The 20,748-nt window shown below is 71.1% G+C and carries 23 protein-coding genes; 10 read left to right on the top strand and 13 right to left on the bottom strand.

What is annotated here, in order from left to right; all coding sequences use genetic code 11:
• Positions 1 to 264: 264 nt before the first annotated feature.
• The gene (locus OC490_RS04745) at positions 265 to 1,155 is read right to left on the bottom strand and encodes a 2-hydroxy-3-oxopropionate reductase (RefSeq protein ID WP_262056504.1); all 891 of its coding nucleotides are present in this window, start codon (positions 1,153 to 1,155) and stop codon (positions 265 to 267) included.
• A gap of 22 nt (positions 1,156 to 1,177) precedes the next feature.
• Positions 1,178 to 1,999, bottom strand: coding sequence for a TIM barrel protein (locus OC490_RS04750; protein ID WP_262056505.1), 822 nt, complete (start codon positions 1,997 to 1,999; stop codon positions 1,178 to 1,180).
• A 445-nt stretch (positions 2,000 to 2,444) separates the two neighbouring features.
• On the opposite strand from OC490_RS04750, the gene OC490_RS04755 reads away from it, so the two are divergent.
• From OC490_RS04755 to OC490_RS04780, 6 genes are all read left to right on the top strand, one after another.
• Positions 2,445 to 2,696 (top strand): thiamine-binding protein, encoded by a 252-nt coding sequence (locus tag OC490_RS04755; protein WP_262056506.1) that lies wholly within the window; start codon positions 2,445 to 2,447, stop codon positions 2,694 to 2,696.
• A complete protein-coding gene (locus tag OC490_RS04760; RefSeq protein ID WP_262056507.1) occupies positions 2,693 to 3,061 on the top strand; it encodes a helix-turn-helix domain-containing protein in 369 nt (122 codons plus the stop codon). Before OC490_RS04755 ends, OC490_RS04760 begins: the two co-directional genes overlap by 4 nt.
• Positions 3,062 to 3,167: 106 nt before the next feature.
• Complete coding sequence (uraD, locus tag OC490_RS04765) at positions 3,168 to 3,683, top strand: 2-oxo-4-hydroxy-4-carboxy-5-ureidoimidazoline decarboxylase (protein WP_262056508.1); 516 nt, start codon at positions 3,168 to 3,170, stop codon at positions 3,681 to 3,683.
• A complete protein-coding gene (uraH, locus tag OC490_RS04770) occupies positions 3,680 to 4,087 on the top strand; it encodes a hydroxyisourate hydrolase (RefSeq protein WP_262056509.1) in 408 nt (135 codons plus the stop codon). Before uraD ends, uraH begins: the two co-directional genes overlap by 4 nt.
• A gap of 2 nt (positions 4,088 to 4,089) precedes the next feature.
• Positions 4,090 to 4,974: a factor-independent urate hydroxylase gene (gene pucL / locus OC490_RS04775; RefSeq protein ID WP_262056510.1), complete on the top strand. Its 885-nt coding sequence runs from the start codon at positions 4,090 to 4,092 to the stop codon at positions 4,972 to 4,974.
• A 48-nt stretch (positions 4,975 to 5,022) separates the two neighbouring features.
• Positions 5,023 to 6,396: an 8-oxoguanine deaminase gene (locus tag OC490_RS04780; RefSeq protein ID WP_262056511.1), complete on the top strand. Its 1,374-nt coding sequence runs from the start codon at positions 5,023 to 5,025 to the stop codon at positions 6,394 to 6,396.
• A gap of 178 nt (positions 6,397 to 6,574) precedes the next feature.
• On the opposite strand, the gene OC490_RS04785 is transcribed toward OC490_RS04780, so the two are convergent.
• The gene (locus tag OC490_RS04785) at positions 6,575 to 7,171 is read right to left on the bottom strand and encodes an exonuclease (RefSeq protein ID WP_262056512.1); all 597 of its coding nucleotides are present in this window, start codon (positions 7,169 to 7,171) and stop codon (positions 6,575 to 6,577) included.
• Positions 7,172 to 7,214: 43 nt separating this feature from the next.
• Positions 7,215 to 8,015: an AraC family transcriptional regulator gene (locus OC490_RS04790; RefSeq protein WP_262056513.1), complete on the bottom strand. Its 801-nt coding sequence runs from the start codon at positions 8,013 to 8,015 to the stop codon at positions 7,215 to 7,217.
• A gap of 96 nt (positions 8,016 to 8,111) precedes the next feature.
• Between OC490_RS04790 and OC490_RS04795 the strand changes: the two genes are divergently transcribed.
• Positions 8,112 to 8,978: an NAD(P)H-binding protein gene (locus OC490_RS04795; RefSeq protein ID WP_262056514.1), complete on the top strand. Its 867-nt coding sequence runs from the start codon at positions 8,112 to 8,114 to the stop codon at positions 8,976 to 8,978.
• 20 nt (positions 8,979 to 8,998) lie between these two features.
• Here the strand turns inward: OC490_RS04795 and OC490_RS04800 are convergent, their stop codons facing one another.
• Positions 8,999 to 10,336 carry an MFS transporter gene (locus OC490_RS04800; RefSeq protein ID WP_410098573.1) on the bottom strand — a complete coding sequence of 446 codons (1,338 nt, stop codon included), beginning with the start codon at positions 10,334 to 10,336 and terminating at the stop codon, positions 8,999 to 9,001.
• 191 nt (positions 10,337 to 10,527) lie between these two features.
• Here OC490_RS04800 and OC490_RS04805 point away from each other — a divergent pair, with 191 nt between their 5' ends.
• Positions 10,528 to 10,917 (top strand): winged helix-turn-helix transcriptional regulator, encoded by a 390-nt coding sequence (locus OC490_RS04805; protein WP_262056516.1) that lies wholly within the window; start codon positions 10,528 to 10,530, stop codon positions 10,915 to 10,917.
• Between the two features lie 20 nt (positions 10,918 to 10,937).
• Here OC490_RS04805 and OC490_RS04810 read toward each other — a convergent pair whose 3' ends face one another.
• The 5 genes from OC490_RS04810 to OC490_RS04830 are packed head-to-tail and all read right to left on the bottom strand — an operon-like array spanning position 10,938 to position 14,477.
• A complete protein-coding gene (locus tag OC490_RS04810) occupies positions 10,938 to 11,360 on the bottom strand; it encodes an acyl-CoA thioesterase (protein WP_262056517.1) in 423 nt (140 codons plus the stop codon).
• 55 nt (positions 11,361 to 11,415) lie between these two features.
• Positions 11,416 to 12,045, bottom strand: coding sequence for a hypothetical protein (locus OC490_RS04815; protein WP_262056518.1), 630 nt, complete (start codon positions 12,043 to 12,045; stop codon positions 11,416 to 11,418).
• Between the two features lie 50 nt (positions 12,046 to 12,095).
• Positions 12,096 to 12,695: a histidine phosphatase family protein gene (locus tag OC490_RS04820; protein ID WP_262056519.1), complete on the bottom strand. Its 600-nt coding sequence runs from the start codon at positions 12,693 to 12,695 to the stop codon at positions 12,096 to 12,098.
• 3 nt (positions 12,696 to 12,698) lie between these two features.
• The gene (locus tag OC490_RS04825) at positions 12,699 to 13,232 is read right to left on the bottom strand and encodes an HAD domain-containing protein (RefSeq protein ID WP_262056520.1); all 534 of its coding nucleotides are present in this window, start codon (positions 13,230 to 13,232) and stop codon (positions 12,699 to 12,701) included.
• Between the two features lie 36 nt (positions 13,233 to 13,268).
• Positions 13,269 to 14,477 carry a pyridoxal phosphate-dependent aminotransferase gene (locus tag OC490_RS04830; RefSeq protein WP_262056521.1) on the bottom strand — a complete coding sequence of 403 codons (1,209 nt, stop codon included), beginning with the start codon at positions 14,475 to 14,477 and terminating at the stop codon, positions 13,269 to 13,271.
• Between the two features lie 88 nt (positions 14,478 to 14,565).
• Here OC490_RS04830 and OC490_RS04835 point away from each other — a divergent pair, with 88 nt between their 5' ends.
• Positions 14,566 to 15,195: a winged helix-turn-helix transcriptional regulator gene (locus OC490_RS04835; RefSeq protein ID WP_262056522.1), complete on the top strand. Its 630-nt coding sequence runs from the start codon at positions 14,566 to 14,568 to the stop codon at positions 15,193 to 15,195.
• 42 nt (positions 15,196 to 15,237) lie between these two features.
• Here the strand turns inward: OC490_RS04835 and OC490_RS04840 are convergent, their stop codons facing one another.
• The 3 genes from OC490_RS04840 to OC490_RS04850 are packed head-to-tail and all read right to left on the bottom strand — an operon-like array spanning position 15,238 to position 18,893.
• A complete protein-coding gene (locus tag OC490_RS04840; protein ID WP_262056523.1) occupies positions 15,238 to 16,050 on the bottom strand; it encodes a hypothetical protein in 813 nt (270 codons plus the stop codon).
• Complete coding sequence (locus OC490_RS04845; RefSeq protein ID WP_262056524.1) at positions 16,050 to 17,315, bottom strand: VWA domain-containing protein; 1,266 nt, start codon at positions 17,313 to 17,315, stop codon at positions 16,050 to 16,052. The genes OC490_RS04840 and OC490_RS04845 overlap by 1 nt, the downstream gene beginning before the upstream one ends.
• 9 nt (positions 17,316 to 17,324) lie before the next feature.
• The gene (locus OC490_RS04850) at positions 17,325 to 18,893 is read right to left on the bottom strand and encodes an IucA/IucC family protein (protein ID WP_262056525.1); all 1,569 of its coding nucleotides are present in this window, start codon (positions 18,891 to 18,893) and stop codon (positions 17,325 to 17,327) included.
• A gap of 37 nt (positions 18,894 to 18,930) precedes the next feature.
• Between OC490_RS04850 and OC490_RS04855 the strand changes: the two genes are divergently transcribed.
• Entirely contained in the window at positions 18,931 to 20,433 is a 1,503-nt protein-coding gene (locus OC490_RS04855) for an IucA/IucC family protein (RefSeq protein ID WP_262056526.1), read from the top strand.
• The last annotated feature ends 315 nt before the right edge of the window (positions 20,434 to 20,748 follow it).

Raw genomic sequence — 20,748 nt, forward strand, 5'->3', positions numbered from 1 at the left:
TCGGCTGGGACCGCGGCGGTCGCGACGGAACCGGGGGCTCTTTCTCTCAGGTCGAGAAGGAGGCCCCGGGACCTTCACCACCGCACTGGCTCGCACTCCGCCGCGGTCCTGGCCCCGCCCGCGCGGTGCCGACGACCACCCCTCATCCGGGTCGTCCGGCACACACGGGCCGTCTGTTGGTTTTCTCGGTCCGGCATGATTCCGGGCGGCGCCACCGCCTGGGCGCGACAGGACAGTTGTCAGCGACGGCGCCGCCCGGAAGTCTCAGAGTCGCGCGCCGGAGAGGCGCTCGACGGCGCGCAGCAGCGCCGAGTGGTCGAGGCCGCCGTCGCCCTGCGCCCGCAGGGACGCGACCAGTTGGGCCACCACCGCGCCGACCGGGAGGGCCGCGCCGACGTTGCGGGCCGCGTCCGTGACGATGCCCATGTCCTTGTGGTGCAGGTCGATCCGGAAGCCCGGCTTGAAGTCGCGGTTGAGGAAGTTGTCCTTCTTCCGCGTCAGCACGGTCGAGCCCGCGAGCCCGCCGTTGAGGACGTCGAGAGCCGCCGCCAGGTCCACGCCCGACTTCTCCAGGAAGACCACGGCCTCCGCGCACGCCTGGATGTTCACGGCGACGATCAGCTGGTTGGCGGCCTTCACGGTCTGGCCGGAGCCGTGCGGACCGCACAGGACGATGGTCCTGCCGAGCGCGTCGAGGACCGGCCGCGCCTCGTCGAAGTCGGCCCGGTCGCCGCCGACCATGATGGACAGCACGGCCTCGATCGCACCGGCCTCACCGCCGGACACGGGGGCGTCCAGGACCCGGATTCCCTTGTCCGCAGCCGCCTTTGCCAGGTCGACCGAGGTCTGCGGGGTGATCGACGACATGTCGATCAGCAGAGCGCCGGCGCGCGCGTTCTCCAGGATGCCGTCCGGGCCGTAGGCGATGGCCTCGACCTGGGGGGACGCGGGCACCATCGTGATCACCACGTCGGCGTCGCGCACGGACTCGGCGATGGAGCCGGCCGCGCTGCCGCCGGCGGTGGCCAGGCGGTCCAACTTGTCCTGCTCCAGGGTGAATCCGGTGACGTCGTACCCGGCCTTGAGCAGGTTCTCGGACATGGGGGAGCCCATGATGCCGAGGCCTATCCAGGCGATCTTGGGGAGCTTGCTCATCGGAAGTGCCTTTCGGTGAAGGTCAGTTGGGCAGCCAGGCGAAGGCCTCGGCGCTCGGGCGGTCGCCGGGCTTGTACTCCAGGCCCACCCAGCCGTCGTAACCGGCTTTCCTCAGCTGGTCGAGGAGGTCTTCGAGCGGGAGCGTGCCGGTGCCGGGGGCGCCGCGGCCCGGGTTGTCCGCGATCTGCACATGGCCGGTCCTGGCCGCGAACTCCTCGATCACCGACGGGAGTTCCTCACCGTTCATGGACAGGTGGTAGAGGTCCATGAGGAAGCGCGCGTTGCCCAGGCCGGTCGCGGCGTTCACCTTGTCGACGATTCCCACGGCGGCGGGGGCGCTGACGAGCGGGTAGAGCGGTGACTCGGGCTTGTTCAGCGCCTCGATCAGGAGGATCGCGCCGATCCGGTCGGCCGCGCGGGCCGCCAGGACCAGGTTCTCCAGCGCGAGCGCGTCCTGCTCGGCCGGGTCGACGCCCGCCACGCGGTTGCCGTAGAGCGCGTTGAGTGCCGTGGCGCCGAGCGAGCCCGCGAAGTCGGCGGCGACATCGATGTTCGCGCGGAACCGCTCCGACTCCTCGCCCGGGATCGACAGGGCGCCGCGGTCCGGTCCCGGCAGCTGTCCGGCGTAGAAGTTCAGCCCGGTGAGCTGGACGCCCGCGTCCTCCAACGCCCGCTTGAGGGCGTCGAGTTCGGACTGCGCGGGGGTGGGGGAGTCGACCCAGGGCCACCACAGCTCGACCGCGGTGAAGCCCGCCGCTGCCGCTGCCGCGGGGCGTTCCAGGAGCGGGAGTTCGGTGAAGAGGATCGACAGGTTGACGTTGAAGCGCTGGTCGTCGAATCCCATGGGGTCGCGCTCCCTTCCGTGTCGAGGTTCTGGATTGCTATTCCGTATAGTGGAAGTTTGTTTCTGCTCAATGGAAGATTGCCGTCGGGTGTCGGTGCTTGTCAAGGGGTGAAACGCCGGAGCCCGCCGGCAGTGCCCTGGTGTCCAGCGGCGCGGGACGGGACCGGAAGGCGCGCAGGCCGCGGCGGCCACCGCGGCCGTACGGACGGCGAGGCTCGTCGCCTGCGGCCGGGGCCCGCTCACCGCCGCGCACGGTGCCGCGCTCGACGCGTATCTCGCGACCGGCGAGGAGCCACCGCCGGACGTGCTGCTTCCACGCGACTGGCGAGGGCGCTTCCCTGCTCGCGGGAGGCGCCGCCGGCCGGTCTCCCGGTCCGTTAGGGTCGGATCCCGGCGCCGGTGGTCCTCTCCCCGTCGGCACGACGGCAGAGAGATGTGGGGCGCGATGCGACTGAGAGTCGAGTTCACCACCGAACCCTTCGACCTCGACGAGGCCCCCGCGCATGCGCTGGTCGCCAGGGAGGTCATCGAGGCTGCGGAGCTGGATGCCGTGGACGTCGGGCCGTTCGGCAACACGGTCGAGGGGGGCGCCGACGCGGTGCTCACCGCCGTCGACGCGCTGCTGCGCAGGACCCTGGAGGCGGGCGCCACCCGGATCTCGCTCCAGCTCAACGTGATCGGCGAGGGTGACCGGTGACCGGCATCGGGGACGAGCCCTTCATCACGGCCGTGAAGCCGCTGGTCGACGCGATGGGCGGCGAGCTGGTCCCGCCCGACGAGGCCGGCCCCGACGACGTCGTGCTCGCCTGGGAGGGCGCCGACGTGGTCGCCGTGCGCCTGCCGCAGCTCGCGGACTCGCTGGACCACATCCTGGCCGCCATGGAGCGCAAGAAGGGCAAGCCCCTCGCGGACCTGGACCGCAAGGCCAAGCAGGAGGTCGTACGGATACTGGAGGCGCGCGGCGCCTTCTCCGTACGGCACGGTGTGGAGACCGTCGCGAGCGCCCTCGGGGTCAGCCGGTTCACCGTGTACAACTACCTGAACCGCGAGAAGGAGAGCTGAGCCCCTCCCGCTTGTTACCCCGAATTTTCAACAAAGTGTTGACGTGGTGTTGCCGGGGGGCGTTAGCTACTGCCAGCCCGATCAGCACAAGGCCACGGAGGTTCCCGTGACGTCGACTTCCACGCCGCCGGGTCTCGCCCGGTTCAACACCCTGGAGGACCACGCGGCCTTCGCCGCCCTCCTGGAGGTGTGCGCATCCACGGCGTGGACCCGGCGACTGCTCGCTGCCCGCCCGTACGCCGGACCCGAGGACCTCTACGCCGAGAGCGACGCCGCGATGGCGGACCTGACGGCCGAGGACCTCGGCGAGGCGATGGCCGGCCACCCGCCGATCGGCCGCCCCAAGCCCGGCGACCCCACCTCCGCCCGCGAACAGCGTGGCATGGCGGGCGCCTCCGAGGAGCTCAAGGCGGAGATGCTCGATCTCAACCTGGCGTACCAGGAGAGGTTCGGCCATGTCTTCCTGATCTGCGCCACCGGCCGCACCGGCGAGCAGATGCGCGACGCGGTCAGGGAACGGATCGGCAACGCGCCGGAGCGGGAACGCGAGATCGTCCGCACCGAGTTGGGGAAGATCAACCGCATCCGGCTGGCCAAGCTCGTAGAGGAAGAAGCGGTATGAGCAGCAGCACCACCGCCTCGGTGTCCACGCACATCCTGGACACCTCCGTCGGTCGCCCCGCCGAGGGCGTGGCCGTCCAACTCGCCGCCCGCAGTGGCACGTTGGCGGACTGGCAGGCACTCGGCGGTTCCGCGACCGACGCGGACGGGCGGTGCAAGGACCTCCCGGCGCTGCCGGCGGGCACCACACACGTACGGCTCGACTTCGCGGTGGAACCGTACTTCGAGCGTTCAGACGACAAGCAAGCCGATACGCAGCAGGACGCCCCCGCGAATCGGGACAGCGGTGCGAGCGGAGTGTTCTTCCCGGAGGTGGCGATCACGTTCGCCGTCGAGCCTGGTGAGCACTACCACGTACCGCTGCTGCTCAACCCGTTCGGCTACTCCGTATACCGAGGGAGCTAGCTATGCCAACCATCCTGGGACAGAACCAGTACGGCAAGGCCGAGAACCGAGTCGTCAGGATCACGCGGGACGGCGCCACCCACCACATCAAGGACCTCAACGTGTCCGTGTCGCTGAGCGGCGACATGGACGAGGTCCACTACTCCGGCTCGAACGCCAACGTGCTGCCGACCGACACCACCAAGAACACGGTGTACGCGTTCGCCAAGGAGCACGGCATCGAGTCCGCCGAGCAGTTCGGCATCCACCTCGCCCGGCACTTCGTGACCAGCCAGGAGCCGATCAAGAACGCGCGGATCCGGATAGAGGAGTACGCCTGGGAGCGCACGACAGGGGGCCACTCCTTCGTCCGCAAGGGCCAGGAGACCCGGCTCACCCAGATCACCTACGACGGCCGGAACTGGGAAGTCGTCTCCGGGCTCAAGGACTTGACGGTCCTCAACTCGACGGACTCCGAGTTCTGGGGCTACGTCAAGGACAAGTACACGACGCTGCCCGAGGCGTACGACCGCATCCTCGCGACCGAGGTCTCCGGGCGCTGGCGCTTCAACTGGTCCGACGACGCACAGGAGATGCCGGACTGGGAGGAGTCCTACGAGCGGACGAAGCAGCACATGCTCCAGGCCTTCGCCGAGACCTACTCGCTCTCGCTCCAGCAGACCCTGTACCAGATGGGTTCGCGGATCATCGACAACCGCGACGAGATAGACGAGGTCCGCTTCTCGCTCCCCAACAAGCACCATTTCCTTGTGGACCTGGCGCCGTTCGGGCTGAAGAACGACAACGAGGTGTACTTCGCCGCCGACCGCCCCTACGGCCTGATCGAGGCGACCGTCCTGCGGGACGGCTGCACGCCGAGCATCCCGGTGGATGTAACCAACCTCTGACGCGAACTCGGCACAGAATCAAGGAAGTTGGGACGAACGATGGTAACGATGGTTCAGCGCGTCGTCATCGAGAACTGCGCGATCGCGACGGTGGACGCCGCCGACACCGAGTACGCCACCGGGTATGTCGTCATCGCCGGCAACCGCATCGAGTCGCTCGGTGCGGGCAGGGCGCCCGAGGGGCTCACGGATGTGGTCCGGCGCATCGACGCGAGCGGTCACCTGGTGACCCCCGGCCTGGTCAACACCCACCACCACTTCTACCAGTGGATCACCCGGGGCCTGGCCACCGACCACAACCTCTTCGACTGGCTCGTCGCGCTGTACCCGACCTGGGCGCGCATCGACGAGCCGATGGTCCGCGCCGCCGCGCAGGGCTCCCTCGCGATGATGGCGCGCGGCGGGGTGACCACCGCGATGGACCATCACTACGTCTTCCCGAAGGGCTCCGGCGACCTCTCCGGTGCCATCATCGGCGCCGCCCGCGAGATGGGCGTCCGCTTCACCCTGGCCCGCGGTTCGATGGACCGCAGCGAGAAGGACGGCGGGCTGCCGCCCGACTTCGCCGTGGAGACCCTGGAGGGTGCCCTCGCCGCGACCGAGGCGACGGTACGGGAGCACCACGACGCCTCCTTCGACGCGATGACCCAGGTGGCCGTGGCCCCCTGCTCACCGTTCTCCGTCTCGACCGAACTCCTCAAGCAGGGCGCCGAGTTGGCCCGCCGGCTCGGGGTACGGCTGCACACGCACGGCTCGGAGACGGTCGAGGAGGAGCAGTTCTGCAAGGAGCTGTTCGGTATGGGCCCGACCGACTACTTCGAGTCCACCGGCTGGCTCGGTGAGGACGTATGGATGGCGCACTGCGTCCACATGAACGACTCCGACATCGCCGCCTTCGCTCGGACGAAGACCGGTGTCGCCCACTGCCCCTCGTCCAACGCCCGGCTCGCGGCCGGTATCGCCCGGGTCCCCGACATGCTCGCCGCCGGCGTCCCGGTCGGCCTCGGCGTCGACGGCACCGCGTCCAACGAGTCCGGCGAACTCCACACCGAACTCCGCAACGCGCTTCTCATCAACCGCCTCGGCGCCCACCGGGAAGCGGCCCTCAACGCCCGCCAGGCGCTGCGCCTCGGAACCTTCGGCGGCGCCCAAGTCCTGGGCCGCGCAAGCGAGATCGGCTCCCTGGAGCCCGGCAAGCTGGCCGACCTGGTGCTGTGGAACCTGGACACCCTGGCACACGCCTCGATCGCCGACCCGGTGACCGCGCTGGTCTTCGGCGCGGCGGCCCCGGTCACCGCGTCGTTCGTGAACGGCCGTCAGGTCGTCGAGAACAACCGCCTGTTGCACGTCGACGAGGACGCCATCGCCCGGGCGACACGGGAAGAGGCCCGGCGGCTGGCACGGATCGCCGCACAGGGCTGACCAGTTGACCGGCCGGTCGCCCGGTCGCCCGGTCCAAGATCTCCGGTTGAGGGGGACGGCCCTCACCCGGTGGCCGTGGCCGGGGCGTGCACGGACGTGTGCGCCCCGGAACGGCCTTGCGCAGCAGACACAGGAGACACCCCGCACCGGTCGGCTGTTCCCCTGCAGCGTCGGCGAGTCACTGTGAACTCCCCTGCCACACCATGAGGTTGGCGAACAGCTCGGCCTGCTCGATCGCGTCGTCGAGGGCATGGTGGGTGTGCCGCCGCCGGGACAGCAGCTCGCGTGGCATGGTGCCCTTGGCGACAGCACGCAGCGGCAGCCCGGCCTTCGTCGCGTAGAGCGTCTTCATGTCGAGGCAGCCGGAGTGCCCGAAAGGGCTCGCGCCGGTGAAGCGGATCAGGTACCAGTACAGGAACATCCAGTCGTACGACGCCGGGTAGCCGCACATCACCGGCTGGGCGCCCACGGCGACTTCGCGTACCCAGCTGCTGAACTCGGCGAGCGCGACGCCCGGTTCCGCACCCTCGCGCCCGAGGCGCTCCCGGTCGAGCCCGCTCACCGCCAGCGCCTCCGGCACGAACTCCTCGCCGATCGGCCGCAGTTCACGGTAGAAGGTCAGCTTCTCCGGGTCCGCCGCGGTGAACCCGCCGGCGTCCTGCGTCCCGGCCACGGCCGCGCCGAGGCTCAGCATGGAGTACGGGCCCGGGATCGGGCCGTCGGCTTCGATGTCGACGGAGATGTACAGGCTGGGCTTGACGCGTCGTACGGCCATGGGTCGGAGCATCGCAGGTGGACGGGGTGGTTCGCACCCGGATTCAGCCGCCCAGGACCGCCCGGCAGGGCATGGCCTCGGGGAGTCGGCCCGTGAAGTACGACCGGGGCGGGACACCCATCAGGGCCCGGAAGTCGGACGTCATGTGGGACTGGTCGTAGTAGCCGGTGACCGCGGCGAGTTCGGCCCAGGAGACTTCGGTGGCGTGGGCCACCACCGCGCGCACCCGGTTGATACGGGCGTAGTGCTTGGGGGAGAGACCGACCCCCTCGGTGAAGAGATTGCGCAACTGCCGTTCGCTGACCGCGAGTTCGCGGGCGACGGCAGGTACCGGGCCGGGGAGGTGGCCGGTGCGGATCGACATCGCGTCGACACCGGCCCGGACGAGTTCGGCGCGCGCGGAGTCCGCGACGGCGGAAAGGCGTGCGGGGACGATCTCCGTGAGTCGCGCGACCGCCGCCTCGGGCTCCAACCCGTGCAGCTCCGCTGCCAGTTGGCGGGCGGCCCGGCCGGGCAGCTCGCCCAGGGGCATGGCCCGGCCGACGAGATCGATGGCCGGAACGCCCAGCAACGGCCGGGTCGTGCCCGGCGTCAGCCGCAACTCCGCGCAGGACACGAGGTGTTTGGCCGCGTGGTAGGTGGCCCGGACCCGCGGTCCGACGACGAGGACGCTGCGGCGGCCGTTCTCCTCCACGCGGACCACCAACTTCGTCGCCGCGTCCGGGAGGTGGACGAACGGCTCCACCGGGAAGCGGTTCACGGTCAGGTCGGCGATGCGCGAGACCCAGGGGCGCAGCTCGTCCGGCAGGGGCAACTCCCGTTCGGACACGTCGGCGTTCGTCACCCCTCCACGGTAAGCGCGCCACCGGCCCGCACCGGGCCCCCGAACGTGCCGGAATCTCCTAGAACCGAAGGCCCCTGCCCGCCCACCGTAGAGGTCATGATCCTAGTGACGGGTGCCACGGGCACCATCGGCAGTGAGGTCGTACGACAGCTCGTGGCGCGCGGCGAGAAGGTGCGCGCCCTGACCCGGGACCCCGAGAAGGCCCGGATTCCCTCGGGGGTGGAGCCGGTGCGGGGCGGTCCCGCCGACCGGGCCTCCGTGGACGCGGCGCTGACCGGCGCCGAAGTCGCCTTCCTGGTGGGCGTGTTCGGACCGGACGACGCGGAGCACGACCGGGGCCTGGTCGAGGCCGCGCGGGCAGCGGGTGTGCGCCGGATCGTGAAGCTCTCCGGCATCGGCACCGGCGACCCCGCCATCGGACCGGTCGGCGGCTGGCACGTAGCCGGTGAACAGGCGGTGCGGGACAGCGGGTTGGAGTGGACGATCCTGCGCCCCTCCGCCTTCGCCTCGAACACGCTCGGCTGGGCGGCCTCCGTACGGGCGGGCACCCCGCTGCCGAACACGAGCGGCACCGGCGGCCAGGGGGTCGTCGACCCGCGTGACGTGGCCGAGGTGGCGGTGGCCGCGCTGCTCGACCCGGGCCACTCGGGGCGGACCTACACGCTGACCGGACCCGAGGTGCTGAGGGTGCCGGACCAGGCCGCCGTGCTGGCCGAGATCCTGGGGCGCGCCGTCGAGGTGCGCGACCTGTCCTCGGCCGAGGCGCGTGAGTATCTGCTCGGTCTCGGCTACAGCGACACGTTCGTCGACGCCTCCGAGATCAGCAGGGAGTTCGTCCGGAACGGCGGCAACGAGGTCGTCACCGAGGAGGTGCGGGAGGTCCTGGGCCGCCCGCCGCGCACCTATCGGGAATGGGCCCAGGACCACAGGGCGGCGTTCGGGGCGGAGTTCGGGCAGGGGTGACCCGAGCCGCTGCGGGGGCGTCAGTCGCGCCGCCCCCGCAGCACCCCCGCCGCCAGGACCAGCGCCCCCACGGCGATCAACGCCGCGACCCGGAACGCCAGTTGGTACCCCGCCGCGGTCGCCGGGATCAACTCCGCACCCCTGGCGACCAGTCCGTCGGTCCGGCCCGCCGCCAGTGTCGACAGCACCGCGAGCCCCAGTGAACCGCCCACCACCTGCGTGGTGTTGAAGAGCCCGGAGGCCAGCCCCGCGTCCTCCTCCATCGCCCCCGACATGGCGAGCCCGGTCAGCGCGGGCATCGCGGCGGCGAACCCGGCGGCCAGCAGGAGCAGTGGCGGCAGGACGTCGGCGACGTACGAGCCGTCGGCGGGGGCGCGGCTCAGCAGGCCCATGCCCGCGACGATCAGGACCAGCCCGGCCAGCAGCACCCGGTACGCGCCGAAACGGCCGATGGTCCGTGCCGACAGGCCCAGCATCAGTACCCCGATCGCGACCGGGGCCGGCAGGAACGCCGTGCCGGTGAGCAACTCGCTGAAGCCCAGGACACGTTGGACGTACAGCGCGCCGATGAACTGGAAGCCGAACATGGTGCCGATCATCAGGATCTGCACGGCGTTCGCCCCGGTCAGCAGCCGGGAGCGGAACAGCCGCAGCCGCAGCAGCGGGCGCGCGGCCCGGGCCTGGCGGACGGTGAACGCCACGAAGAGGGCCAGGGCGAGGGCGGCCAGCAGCAGGGTGGCGGCGAGGGAGCGGTCGCCGGTGCCGACGATGACGTACACCGTGAGCATCAGTGCGCCGGTGACCAGCGCGGCCCCCGGATAGTCGGCGCCCCTGCCGAGTCCGGCGCCCTGCTCCGGCGCGAGGACGCGGACGGCCGCGAACCACGCCACGATCCCGATCGGCAGGTTGATCAGGAAGATCCAGTGCCAGTTCAGGGCCTGGGTCAGCGCCCCGCCGAGGAAGGTGCCGAGGGCTCCGCCGCCGGCGCCGACCGCGCTGAACACCGCGATCGCGCGGGCCAGTTCACGCGGCTCGGGGAAGAGCGCGAAGAGCATCCCGAGGACGACCGCCGAGGCCATCGCCCCGCCGACGCCCTGCACCGCCCGGGCCGCGATCAGCATCCCCTGACTCGTCGCGACCCCGCACAGTACGGAGGCCGCGGTGAACACGGCGATCCCCGCCGTGAACATCCGCTTGCGGCCCACCAGATCACCCAGCCGGCCGACGAGGAGCAGCAGTCCGCCGAACGGGATCAGATAGGCGTTCACGACCCAGGCGAGCCCCGGCCCCGAGAACCCGAGGTCGCGCTGGATCGCCGGCATGGCGACCGTGACGATGTTGCCGTCCAGGATCGTCATCAGCGTCCCCGCGCACAGGACGACGAGGGACGCCCAGCGGGAGTACGTTCGTTCCAGCCCTTGCGGCGGTGCCTCTGACAGGGTCGACATGGCTCGTGGCCTCCATTGTTCTCCGTTGCACCCATAGGTGCACGACTTGTAACGGGGACCATCGTGGGGAACCATGGAGGGCGGCAGAAGGAGGCACTTCGATGTCCCAGGGGAACACCGGTGTTACCGCCCAGGTCGTGAACGCGCACGCCTGCCCGGTGCGCGAAGTTCTTGACAGGGTGGCCGGCAAATGGAGCGTGCAGATCCTGGTCGCGGCGGCCCACGGCCCGATCCGCTTCACCGAGTTGGAGCGCAGCATCGAGGGCATCAGCCGCCGCATGCTGACCCTGACGCTGCGCAACCTGGAGCGCGACGGACTCGTCACCCGCACCGTCTTCCCGACCGTGCCACCCAAGGTCGAGTACCAACTCACCCCGGTGGCCCAGGAGTTGCACGAGACACTGCAACGCCTCACGGACTGGGCGGAGCGCAACCGCGTCCACATCGCCGAGTCACGCGCGGCCTACGACACCGAGCACGGGCCCGAGTGACGGCGACAGCGCGCCCCGGCTCAGAGCCCGAACAGACCCGGATCGGTCGTCAACTGCTTGAAGTGCTCCCGCGGTCGGGCGACCAGCCGTCGTTCCTTGAGGTCGAGCAGCCCGCCGACCGACGCGACCTCCGCGGAGACCGTGCCGTCGGTCTTCGTGATCGACTGCGTGATCCGGAACGTCTTGCCCTCGCCCCACTCGAAGACACAGCTCACCTGGACCTCGTCGCCCGCGCGCAGCTCCCGCAGATAGCGGATCGTCGTCTCCAGGACGACCGGCCCGATCCCCTCGGCGAGCAACTCGGCCTGACCCACCCCCGCGGCCTGCAACAGCGCCCAGCGGGCATGCTCCGCGTACTGCAGATACACGCTCTGATTGAGGTGTCCCAGGGTGTCGGTCTCGTATCCGCGGACGGTCACCGGGACGGAAAACGGCTCGCTCACTGCGTTCCCTTCTCGCACTGACGGACGATCTGCCGCACCGATCTTGGCATGCCCCTCAGTTTCTTCGCGGTGAGGCCAGCAGGTAACTCGCCCCCGTACGCGGCTCGTTGTGCTCGCTCACCTGCCAGCCCGCCCGCTCCAGCGTCTCCGCGCAGGCGCGCAGCGCCGCCCTGTCCGGGTCGCGCACGGCGACGGCCTCGGGCTGCGGGGTCGCCCGCACCCGGTAGCCCTCCGTGTCGTCCCGCCCGGAGGGCCGGTGCCCGGCCGCCTCCAGGGCGAGCGCCGCGGCCTGCACCAGATGGGTGCGCTCCCAGCCGCACGGCCGGTCCACGGAGCCGTCCCGATTGGTCATCCGGCGCAGCTCCACCAGCCCCTGCCAGGCGCTGTGCACCTCACGGGTGCGGGCCGGACCGGTGTCCGCCGCGTCCTCGCCGCCGATCCGCGCGGCGAACACCCCGGCGGTCGCGGGCGCCTCCACGACGGGCTCGGCGACCTCCGGGACGGACTCCCGTATGCGATGCCCCGCCGGGGTCAGGAAGTGGTCGTGCGGCGGACGCGGATGCCGGAACGCCAGCCCCCGCTTCACCAGCGCGGCGAGCTGTGCCTCCGTACCCCGCAGCCGCCCGCTGACGGGATCGGCGGCGTCGATGACACGCCGCTGCGCGGCGGTCGGCGGTCGTGTCACGGCGTGCTCCTCCCCGCCGCGTCGACGGGTGTCCGCGGCTCATTCGAAGGCTACGACGGGGGTCTGACATTCCAGGCAGCGACGACCGGCCGCCCGTGCTCCGTGCCCAGCCGGCACAGCGTCCCGGTCGCCAGCTGGAACAGCGCCCCGTCCGACGGCGGCAGTCCGAGCCGCCGAGCGGTGAGGACCCGCAGGAAATGACCGTGCGCCACCAGCACCACCACGCCCTCGGTGTTGGCGAGTGCCGCGTCGACCTCGGCCAGCACACGGTCGGCGCGCCGCCCCACCTGCTCCGGGCTCTCCCCGGGATGATCCGGCGGCCCGGGCGCGACCCCGTCGGTGAACAGGAACCAGTCCGGCCGGGTGCGCTGGATCTCGACGGTCGTGATCCCCTCGTAGCCGCCGTAGTCCCACTCGCGCAGATCCGGGTCGATCCGTACGTCCGTCAGACCGATCAGCTCGGCGGTCTCCCGCGCCCGCTGCAACGGGCTGACGAACGCGGCGCCGACCCGGTGCGAACGGATCAGCGGCACCAGTCCGCGCGCCTCCGCCCGCCCCTTCTCGGTCAGCGGGACATCGGTCCAGCCGGTGTGCCGCCCCGACCGGGACCATTCGGTCTCTCCATGCCGTACAAGGAAAAGATCACCCATACCTCACAGGCTATGGGCCCACTGCTCCAGCGTCGCGAAATCGGTCTCGCGCAGACCCCTGCGCGGGTCCACCTTGAGGAGGAGCGCCGACCCGTCGTGGTGCGCCTCGACATGCCGTACGTCCAGGTCGGTGATCAGGTCGTCGACCCAGACGAAGGGGCGCCCGGCCGCCCAGGCCACGATCTGCCGGGTCTTCCAGTAGAGGCCGTCCGGGTCCTTGGTGAACAGTTGGGTGAACTCGATCACCGGCAGGTCGCCGGGGAGCCCGACCGCCGGCGCGATCAGCTCGTTGGCCTGGTGCATCCAGGTGGTGGCCCAGGCGGGCGCGTACGGCAGCGCAAGTATTCGCTCGCCGTGCCCCGGGTGCAGGCGCACCCGCAGCCCGCGCCGCAGCCGCCGGGAGCCCGGCCGCTGCTGGGCCGACCAGTTCGTCGGCCACAGCCGGTGGGTGACGTAGCCGCGGTGGCGCAGGAACCGGGCGCCGTACGGGTTCAGGGGACCGTCGACGTCGAGGAGCAGTAAGGGGCGGTCTGCCATGCGGAGGGGCTACCCAAGGCGATGCGCGGATATCTGCTACTGCCGATACCCGCCCAGGAAGCGCCCGATCCGGCCGATCGCCGCTTCGAGGTCGTCCGCGTACGGCAGCGTGAGGATGCGGAAGTGGTCGGGGGTGGGCCAGTTGAAGCCGGTGCCCTGGACCACCTGGATCTTCTCCCGGAGCAGCAGGTCCAGGACGAACTTCTCGTCGTCGTGGATCTTGTGCACCTTCGGGTCGAGCCGGGGGAACGCGTACAGCGCGCCCTTCGGCTTCACGCACGAGACCCCCGGGATCTCGTTGAGTTTCTCCCACACCACGTTGCGTTGTTCGTGCAGCCGCCCGCCCGGGACGGTCAGGTCGCGGATGGACTGCCGGCCGCCCAGCGCGGCCTGGATGGCGTACTGGGCGGGCGCGTTGGGGCACAGCCGCATGGAGGCCAGCATCGTCAGGCCCTCCAGGTAGTTCTTGGCGTGCTGCTTGGGGCCCGTCACCACCAGCCAGCCCGAGCGGAAGCCGGCCACCCGGTACGTCTTCGACAGGCCGCAGAAGGTGAGGACGACCAGGTCGGGGGCGAGCGCGGCGGCCGAGTGGTGCACGGCGTCGTCGTAGAGGATCTGGTCGTAGATCTCGTCGGCGAAGACCATCAGGCCGTGCCTGCGGGCGAGGTCGAGGACGCCCTCGACGATCTCCTTGGGGTAGACCGCGCCGGTGGGGTTGTTCGGGTTGATGATGACGACGGCCTTGGTGCGGTCGGTGATCTTCGCCGCCATGTCGTCCAGGTCGGGGTACCAGTCGGCCTGTTCGTCGCAGAGGTAGTGGACCGCCTTGCCGCCGGAGAGAGTCGTCACCGCCGTCCAGAGCGGGAAGTCCGGGGCGGGGATGAGGATTTCGTCGCCGTCTTCCAGCAGCGCCTGTACGGCCATGGAGACCAGCTCCGAGACGCCGTTGCCCAGGAACACGTCGTCGACGTCCACCTCCAGACCCAGGGTCTGGTAGCGCTGGGCGACCGCGCGGCGGGCGGAGAGGATGCCGCGCGAGTCCGTGTAGCCGTGGGCCTGGGGGAGCATCCGGATCATGTCCTGGATGATCTCCTCGGGCGCCTCGAAGCCGAAGAGCGCGGGGTTGCCGGTGTTCAGGCGCAGGACGCTGTGGCCCGCCTCCTCCAGTGCGTTGGCGTGCTCGATCACCGGTCCGCGGATCTCGTAACAGACCTCGCTGAGTTTGCTCGACTGCCGGAACTCCATTGCGCCCTCGCCCCATCGGCTTCGTGTGTTGCTTGGTTTTACCAAGTGTGAGCTTGGAAAGTCCAACAACATGTCTAGACTGCGTCGCATGTCACCTCGCCGAAGCTACGACCAGTACTGTTCCGCGGCCCGGGCCCTCGACCTCGTCGGCGACCGCTGGACCCTGCTGATCGTCCGCGAACTCCTCGCCGGCCCGCGCCGCTACACGGATCTGCACGCCGATCTGCCGGGTGTCAGCACGGACGTACTCGCCTCACGGCTGAAGGACATGGAGCGGGACGGGCTGACGACGCGGCGGCGACTGCCGCCGCCCGGCGCCGCCTACGTCTACGAACTCACCGGGCGGGGGCGGGAGTTGCTGCCCGTGCTGCAGGCCCTCGGCGCCTGGGGCGCGCCCGAGTTGGGGGAGCGGCGGCCCACTGACGCGGTGCGTGCGCACTGGTTCGCGCTGCCGTTGCTGCGAGCGCTGGAGGGCGAGGGGCTGGTCGAAGTCCGGCTGGAAGAGGGGGAGTTCCATGTATGGGCAGGGGCGGCGGGGGAGGGCGAGGTCTACGGCGAAGGGCCCGCGCCCCGGGAACCCGACGCCCGGCTCGTGCTCGGCGTCGACACCTGTACGGCCGTCGCACAAGGGGAGTTGAGCCTTGCCGACGCGGTGCGCGCCGGACGCGTCGACGTGAGCGGCGACGGAACGCTCGCCAAGGCCCTGCGGGAGGCCTGACATGGCAGAAGGCCCGCCAGGGGCGGGCCTTCTGATGAGACGTCACATCGCCGGTGGCACCCGGCGCGGCCGTCCCGACCCGCGCGTCAGCGCATAGCCGCCGATGCCCGCGAGCGCGGCCAGCACACCGCCCACGGCGGTCCACACCCAGCGGTCCGACCACCAGCCCGACGACCAGCCTCCGTCGGGCTCGATGCTCGACAGCGCGGCCGACGTGGACGACGAACTGTCCTCGTCCGACGTCGACTTGACCGCGATCCCCGGTGTCAGCGGCTCCGCCAGCGAGCCGTCCACCGCCGCCGAACCGCCGATGTCCTTGGAGTCCACCCGCAGTTCGGTGCTCACCGGCTGGCCCAGGTCCGAGGACTGGAGATCCACGACCGTCAGCCGGACGTAATACGTGCCGGGCAACGGGTCGTTGGCCCACTGCTCCGACCAGGCACGGACCGTGCGCAGCGTGCACGCCAGGTCCAGAGAGCCGGTGCCCTGCGCGGCGGTGCGCGTCGCGGCCCCGTACTGACAGGCCTGGCGGCGCCGCAGTCCGTCGTAGACATCGAGCTGCCAGGTCTCGCCCGCGTGTGTGTCCGGGAGCTTCACCGTCGCCTTGACGGTGGGGCGTTGACCGGCGTCCGCGGCGAACGACCAGTACAGGTAGTCACCCGCGGAGCCGGTCGCGGTGGCCTGCTGACCCTGGTCGAGTTCCGTGGCCGTACGGAAGGAGGTGCCGGCCTGGGTGGGCGCCGAGCTGTCGTCGGAGGAGGAGGGGCTCGCGGAGGGCGAGGAGTCCGCCGTCGCGGGGCCCGCGGCCAGTCCGGTCATGAGCAGTGCGACGCTCAACACACGTGTGATCCGCATCAGTTGGTCCTCCAGACCGCGAGACGCCAGCGCGACAGCCAGCCCCAGAGCAGACCCGCCACGAAGCCGGTCAGCACGAGCGCGCCGAGCAGCCACCAGCCGCGGCCGAGGCCGAAGGAGGCCACGTCGCTCGCCTTGCTGGGCGCGTCCACGACGTCCACGGTCAGTTCCAGGGGCAGACCCGGTGTGGTCTTCACCCCGGAGGCGGCCGAGAAGGAGTTGGTGACCTGGAGACACACGGTCTCCGCCGGTGCGTTGTCGTCGTCGCTCTCGGCCTTCGGGTAGCGCAGCCCGGTGGAGATGACGTCCGTACGGCCGTTGCCCGTGCCCTCGCCGCGCACGATCTCACGGCCGTGCACGGTGACCGCCCGCAGCAACACCCCGTAGTCCGGGTTCACTTGGCGGTCCGCGCCTACGCTCACCGAAGCGCGCAGCTCCTGGCCGGGGTCGACGTCCACGCGGTAGAAGCGCTGCTTGCCGAACTCCTCGCGGTCCGTGTAGAGACCGGACTTGAGGGTCGGGGCGCTGGAGCACTGGGCGGCGCCCTCGGTGGCCACCGGAGTCACCACGGGGTCGGCCGCGCGGTCCACCAACTGGCCCACGCGGTCGGAGAGTTCCTCCTTGTGCTGCACGGACGTGTACGTGCCGCCGGTCGCGTCCGCGATACAGCTGAGCTGGTCTCGGGTCTTGGCGTCCGGCACCAGGCCCAGGGTGTCGATGGTCAGGCCGATGCCCTTGGCCGCGATCTCGCGGGCCACCTCGCACGGGTCCAGCGGCTGGCAGGTGTCCTCGCCGTCGCTGATCAGGACGATACGGCGGGTGCCGTCACCGCCGTTCAGGTCGTCCGCCGCCTTCAGCAGCGCGGGCCCGATCGGCGTCCAGCCGGTGGGCTGGAGCGTCGCCACCGCGGTCTTGGCCTCGGTGCGGTCCAGGGTGCCCACCGGGTAGAGCTGCGCGGTGTCCTTGCAGCCCGTCTTGCGGTCGTTGCCGTGGTAGTTGGCGCCCAATGTCCGGATGCCGAGCTGCACTTCCTCGGGTGTCGCGTCGAGTACCTCGTTGAACGCCTGCTTCGCCGCTGCCATCCGGGAGCCGCCGTCCATGTCCTTGGCGCTCATGGAACCGCTGACGTCCAGCACGAGTTCGACCTTGGGGGAGGCCGTGGAGTCCGTCTCGTCGGCGACCGCTCCGGCCGGGAAGGCGACCCCGGCCGTGAGGGTGGCGAGCAGGGCACAGATCCCCGCCGCCAGCCGTTGTCTTGTGATCATCGCCGGATCCTATTGATCAGATGGACCGGGCTCCAAAACGAGCGGGTTGGGCAGCGCGGTCCACTGGTCCCCGGGCTGCTCGGGCGACAGCCGCATCAGCGTCAACGCCTTGGTCGGCAGCGGCTGTCGGAGGAGCGCGAGGAGGTCGGGCGTCCGCTCCAGCTTCGGTACGACGGTCGCCAGCGCCGCCCTGAGCGCCGTACCGGAACCGGCCGTACCCGCGAGCGCGCCCGCCACCAGCGAGCCGAACAGCTTGCGGCGCAGGGTCGTTTCGTCATCGGTGACGATCCGTCCGCTCAGCCCCGGGACCGGGATCCCGTGCCGGGCAAGGCGTTTGGGGCTGACCCGGATGTCGGCGAGATCGCGGTAGACCAGGCGGACCGGGGCACCCGTCCGTGACAGCACCACCAGCAGGTTCTGACCGTGCGCCTCAAGAGCCACACCGGACTCCAGCAGACGCAGACCGACGACGAGGGCGAGACGCGTGAACTCGGCCAGCCAGACGGGCGATCGGGGCAGGTCGGTGGTCGCGAGGGCGGCCACCGGCAGCACCCGCTCGCCCGCCTCCGTGGCCGCGTACGTCTGCGGCGACTCCCGCAACACGGCGGCCAGATCGGGGGAGTCGGCGGTCGCCGCGCCGAGGGTACGGGTGACGTGCAACAGGCCGTCCGAGCGCGCCGCCAGGGTCTCCCCGAACGCCGACAGGGCCGCCGAAAGACCGATCGAGTAGACGGAGATGTCCCGCACCGAGGACGTCAGCCGGGCGCTCAGCGCGGTCTTGACGTGAGTGCCGTCCGCCAGGGCCAGCGTGCGCAGTGACATCAGCGGATGCGCGTCCACCGGAGCGTCCCCGGTGCGCTTGAGCACATGGGCCGCCTGCCACGGGTGCACCGGGATCAACAGCCGCCCCGCGTCCCGCAGTTCGTCCGGCCACTCGCCGGTCAGCAGACACTCCTCCGCCCGTACCGGCACCGATCCCAGCGCCACCACCGGCCGGTGCTCGGGCCCGTACGCGAGCTGCTCGGCCACCGAGAACCCGGGCCGGGAACGGCAGTTGGGGTGGAACGGATGCCCGTCCACGATCCGCTGCTCCCACTCCCAGTCGTGCTCCGGCCACTCCTCCGTGTGCGCGGGCTGGTTGGCCCGGGACAGCGCCAACGAGGCCACGCTGTGAGCGAGTTCGGCCGCGAAGGCCGTTCCGTGCGGCACGGTGAGATCGGTCATCAGTCGCGCCGGATCGTCGTAGGCCACGCCGTCGAGGTGGACGACGGTGACGTACGCGGCCGTCGCGTACGGATCGGCGGGCGGGCCGTGCAGCGTCCGGCCGTCGGAGAGCCGTAGGACCAGGCCCGGGGCCCGGCCGGTGATCCACGGCAGCGGCTCATGGGCGAGCGCCCGCCACAGCCGGGTGAGCACCGCCGCACGGGCGCCGGGCAGCTCGGCCGCGTACCGCTGCGGGAGGTCGGTCCGTACGGCGGCGAGTTCCTCGGCGACCTCGGCCTCGGGATGCAGGGGACGGTCCACGGTCGACTCCTCGGGTGCGGACGGGGCGTCAGGGTCGGTGACGACGAGAGACATACTGATCGCGATCGCAGGACACGGACTTAGGGAACGAATGCATCGCGTCGACTTCACACCTCCGGGCGCCGACACGGCGGAGCGTGCCGACGCGTACGCGGCGGCGCCCCTGCTCAACTGTCTGCTCCGGGAGGTGGCCCGGCCACTCCCGGATCCCGGGGAGCGACGGGTGTACCGGCTGCCGGGGAGTGGCCGGCTGCTGCGGGTGCGCGGCGAGCGGCGGCCCGCCGAGCCCGAGGTGTACGCGGACGGCGACTGGCACCGCGTCGCCCACACCGGACTCGTCGGACTCGTCGCCGAAGAGCTGCGCCGGCACACCGGAGTGGCCAACCACGAACTGCCCGCCGAGATGACCGACAGCCGTGACGTGGTCGCCGCGCTGCTCGGCGCGCGGGAGGGCGCGACGGCGCCCGACGACCCGTATCTCCGCTCCGAACAGTCCTTGATCACCGGCCATCCCTACCATCCCGCGCCCAAGGCCCGCGGCGGCGGCCCCGTCGCGGGCTGGCTGCCCTACGCCCCGGAGGCGTACGCCCGCTTCCCGCTGGTGCTGCTCGGGCTGCGCGAGGACGCCGTGGTCGAGGAGGGCGACACCTCGGCCCTGGACGCGCTCGGCGAGGCCCCGCCCGGCTACCGGCTGCTGCCCGCCCACCCCTGGCAGCTCGACCTCGTGGGCAAGGGGCTGACGCACGCCTTCGCCGACGGCCGACTGGTCCGGCTCGGCACGACCGCGGCCGAGGCCTGGCCGACGGCCGCGATCCGCACGGTGTACAGCCCCGTCGACGACCTGTTCCTCAAGTTCAGCCTGGACGTGCGGATCACCAACGACGTGCGCCGGCTCTGGCGCCACGACCTGCTGAAACTCCGGCGCACCGACACGGCCGTCCGGGACGCGTTCACGGCGCTGGGCGGCCCGGCCGGCTGGCTGAGCGACCGCGGCTACCGCACCGCCGACTTCGCCTTCGAGGAACTCGCCGTCCTGGTCCGCGACGGCCTGTGCGACCACGTTCTGCCCGGCACCACCCCGCTGCTCGCCGCGGCGCTGGTGGAGGGCTTCGACGGCAACCCGCTCGACGGTACGGCGGACCCGGCGGCCTGGTGGGAGGCGTATCTGCGGCAGGTCGTACCGCCCGCGCTGGACGCCTTCGCGGACCACGGCGTCGTACTCGAAGCGCATCTGCAGAACACGGTGGTCGTCGTCGACGGCGACGGAACGCCCGTGCAAGCGCTGTACCGGGACGCGGAGGGCGTGAAGCTGCTGTCGGACGTGGACCGGGCCGCCGGGTGGGAGCGGCTGGTGTACTGCCTGGTCGTCAACCACCTCGTCGAGGTGGCCGGAGTTCTCGCCGAACGCCACCCGAAGCTGGACCCCTGGCCCGCCGTCCGCGCCGAACTGGCCCGCCGCCACGACCTTCCCGAGGCCGCCGCGCTCCTCGCCTCGCCCACCCTGCCCGGCAAGACCAATCTGCTGTTGCGCTGGACCGGCGCGGACGGCGCCGACGCGCGCTATCTGCCGGTGCCCAACCCGCTGGCCGACTGAGCGGCGACGCGGGCCCCTTCTCGTTCCGTGGGTGGCGCTCGCCCGGAGTGATGGCAACGCCTGGAGAGATCCGAGCCTTGTTGGGCGAACCCCGGTGAGTTGATGCCGGTGGCTTCGGCCGCGGCGGGGGAACGGGTTTTTCTCCGCGTTCCCGACAGCGACTACGCGAGAGGTGTCCTTCACGTCCGCCGCCAAGTCCAGGCGATCAAGGGGAGTCTGCACTTCGCCCTGCCGTTTGCTCACCACGCGATTCGGCAACGCCATTGCGGTGAACACGTGGAACACCTACACCTGGAAGCCCGCGTCGGCCAAGGC

The organism is Streptomyces sp. STR69 (assembly GCF_024519455.1).
In the GTDB taxonomy this organism is placed as follows: Bacteria; Actinomycetota; Actinomycetes; order Streptomycetales; family Streptomycetaceae; genus Streptomyces.